3 protein-coding genes and 1 pseudogene are annotated in these 3041 nt (G+C 44.3%); 3 read left to right on the top strand and 1 reads right to left on the bottom strand.

Annotation, left to right across the window (positions count from 1 at the left end; translation table 11 throughout):
- Window positions 1-82: pseudogene (locus tag AC9UEP_RS05790) on the bottom strand (PQQ-dependent sugar dehydrogenase); the annotation flags it as partial.
- A 100-nt stretch (window positions 83-182) separates the two neighbouring features.
- On the opposite strand from AC9UEP_RS05790, the gene AC9UEP_RS05795 reads away from it, so the two are divergent.
- The 3 genes from AC9UEP_RS05795 to AC9UEP_RS05805 all read left to right on the top strand — a co-directional run bounded on the left by AC9UEP_RS05795 (window position 183) and on the right by AC9UEP_RS05805 (window position 2867).
- A complete protein-coding gene (locus tag AC9UEP_RS05795; RefSeq protein WP_481674788.1) occupies window positions 183-563 on the top strand; it encodes a thioredoxin family protein in 381 nt (126 codons plus the stop codon).
- Complete coding sequence (locus AC9UEP_RS05800; RefSeq protein ID WP_509545010.1) at window positions 563-1291, top strand: cytochrome c biogenesis CcdA family protein; 729 nt, start codon at window positions 563-565, stop codon at window positions 1289-1291. Before AC9UEP_RS05795 ends, AC9UEP_RS05800 begins: the two co-directional genes overlap by 1 nt.
- Window positions 1292-1586: 295 nt before the next feature.
- Complete coding sequence (locus AC9UEP_RS05805) at window positions 1587-2867, top strand: ATP-grasp domain-containing protein (RefSeq protein WP_509545013.1); 1281 nt, start codon at window positions 1587-1589, stop codon at window positions 2865-2867.
- Window positions 2868-3041: the final 174 nt, after the last annotated feature.

Below are 3041 nucleotides of genomic sequence, written 5' to 3' on the forward strand. Positions count from 1 at the left end.
CAGTGAGCACATATAACCAACCATCGGGCCCCTGTCGAACATCGCGAATTCGCTGACCTAGATCTTCAAGAAGCTTGTGCTCTTAGATGACTTTACCGCCAAAATCAATTCAATTTGGTCGCCGAATAAATCATGATTCAAGATAAAATATTATGTCCATCGGACTATTAGGAAAACGCACAATGAAATTCATTCTCCATTTTGTATTTGGCTTAGGAGCCTTCATTGCCACTCAGGTATTTGCCAACGCTACACCTTTGAGCGCCGCTCAGTTTGCCGAAATCGAAAGTAAAGGCAAATCTGCAGTGATTGCGGTGTATGCCGATTGGTGCCCAACTTGTAAATCACAAGATAAAGTTCTTATTGACCTCATGAAAGATCCTCAGTACAAAAATGTTGTTTTTTATCAGATTAACTTTGATACCCAAAAGGATCTTTTAAAGACGCTCAAGGTTCGCTCGCAAAGCACGATTATTGTTTTTAAGGACGGCAAAGAAACTGCGCGTGGCACGGGAGATACCAAAGAGTCAACCATTGCCAAATTGACCAAACAGGCAATTTAATGGAATTTGGGTCTGTCTCATTTTTCTTTGCATTTCTAGCGGGGGTTTTATCAACGCTCTCGCCATGCGTCTTACCTATTCTTCCAATCATCCTAAGCGCTGCTACCAATCAGCATCGCTTTGGTCCAATCACACTGGCTAGCGGGCTGACCCTATCGTTTGCAGTTATCGGCACTGCGCTAGCAAGCCTTGGCTCTCAGATTGATTTTGCCCAAGATAATTTTCGTACTTTCGCTGCTATTTTGATGGGAATAATTGGAATTGTTTTAATCTCGGGGTCATTACAGGAAAGGCTTTCCATGGCCCTATCGGGAATCAGTGGGGTCGGTAATACCCTATTGACCAAGGTCAGAATAGATGGTTTATTGGGTCAATTTCTGATTGGGGCACTGCTCGGCTTGGTTTGGACACCGTGTGTTGGCCCAACCCTTGGGGCAGCGATTACGCTAGCGAGTCAAGGAAAGGACTTGGAAAAAATTATTTTTGTGATGCTAATTTTCGGCATCGGTGCTGGCTTGCCACTAGCCATACTTGGCGTCTTATCCCGTACTGCCCTCCAAAAAGTAAAAGGCGGCTTAGGCCAAGCAAGTATCTTGGGTAAAAAATTTCTGGGTGGTTTTTTAATACTCATTGGCGCTTTAGTGTTCAGCGGTTTAGATAAATCTATTGAGGCTTTTTTAGTGAAAATTTCACCAGATTGGTTGACCGATCTCACAACAAGGCTGTAAGCCAGAAAAAATTGGACTACAAACGACATTGCACCAAATCCTTCGGTCTGGTTGTTTGGGGTGTTTCTTGTTATGGACTAATCTTGGCCACAGCCAAGGAAATACCATTTCGATTCAAGTTTTCCTTGTCAAAAGAGGATTTGTAATCAGTGCAAGCTATCAGTTTCTGTAGACCTCAATCGGTGAACCCACTTGTGGTAGTTGATAACTCTATGGATCAGCGGGTACAAAAGCGCTTTGAGGAGATGGCTTTGCGAACCCACAGCAGAGAAAATACCGTGCCAAAGCTTTACCAATGAAAAAAATCCTCATTTTGTTTGCCAAGGATTGGGACCAAGTATCGATTGAGGCCTTGCAAGGTAAGGGTCGCTATCAGTTCTACTTTGAGGGTTTTGATTTAAATCGCTTCCCCCAAAATGTCCAGATACTCAGTTTTCGTGTCTTGCCATACATTCGTCGGCTTGAGAAAAAGTACCGTTCGATGGGTCTAGACGGGGTGGTGAGTAATCATGAGCAATTTGGTACCTTGATTGCTGCCGTACTCGCTGAACGCTTGGGCTTACCCGGAAACAATCCCTTGGTCGTTTTGGCATGCCAGCACAAATACTACAGCCGCATGGTTCAAGAAAAGATCGTGCCACAGGCCGTACCGCGTTTTACATACATCCCGTTTCCCTTCCAGCATGAAAAGCCAATTGATTTACCTTATCCATTTTTTGTTAAACCGATTAAAGCTACCTACTCGGTACTGGCCAAAATCATTCAGAACCCAGAGAATTTAGCCAAGCATTTGCGCTTTGGTTTTTTAGAGGAGTGGCTCATTCGCCGCTTAGTCAAGCCCTTTGCGGATCTCATGGCCTTTTATACGCCCCTAAAGATCAATCCGAACGGCATGATTGCCGAAGAAATCATGACCGGCCAACAGCTCTCGATTGATGGCTATTGCGATCAAGGGCGAGTCAATTTTCTGGGTACGATTGATGGGATCATGTATCCCGGAACCCAAGCCTTTATGCGGTTTGAATATCCTTCACAGTTGCCAAAACCGATCCAGCGACGCGCCACTGCGCTTGCCCAAAAAGTATTAGAGGCACTTAACTTTCATCATGGATTTTTTAATATCGAGTTCATTTATAACGCGGTCGATGATCAATTAAAAATAATTGAAATTAATCCCCGCATGGCATCGCAATTAGCTAATCTATATCAACGGGTTGACGGCTATAACCCCTATGACATTCTTTTTGCGCTTGCCGTTGGGGATAAACCGCCTGTGGAAATAGGTAAGGGCCAATTTCAGTCGGCTGCTAGTTTTGTCTTTCGTCAGTTTTCCGCACTCGCACCGGAGCACAAACCGAATTCGCTTGATTTAGAAAAAGCCCTCAACTCCTATCCAGATGCGAATTTAATGTTGTATTTAAAAAAGGGTGCGAGTTTGCAGCGAGAAATTCGCTGGCTGGGCAGTTATCGGTATGCCGTCCTCAATTTGGGAGGCTTAAATCGGGATGATTTGTTTACCCGCTTTCGCGATATTGCAAATAAGCTGGGGTTTAATAATCAGTCATCGTCAAGATAACTCACCACCTCAACTTACATGACGTCAGCGTATGTGAAACAAATAGTGGTACTTGATTAGAGGAGTGTTCGGGTTCATCTTTCAACTTAAGAAATGAAGTTGAAGATGAAATCCAATCGACCCAAGGCCTCTGCCGAGCAGGCGGTCAAAAAAGAAGGTGTCCATCCTGAGCGA

Origin of the sequence: Candidatus Planktophila sp., from assembly GCF_040402315.1 — a bacterium.
Taxonomy (GTDB): Bacteria; Actinomycetota; Actinomycetes; order Nanopelagicales; family Nanopelagicaceae; genus Planktophila.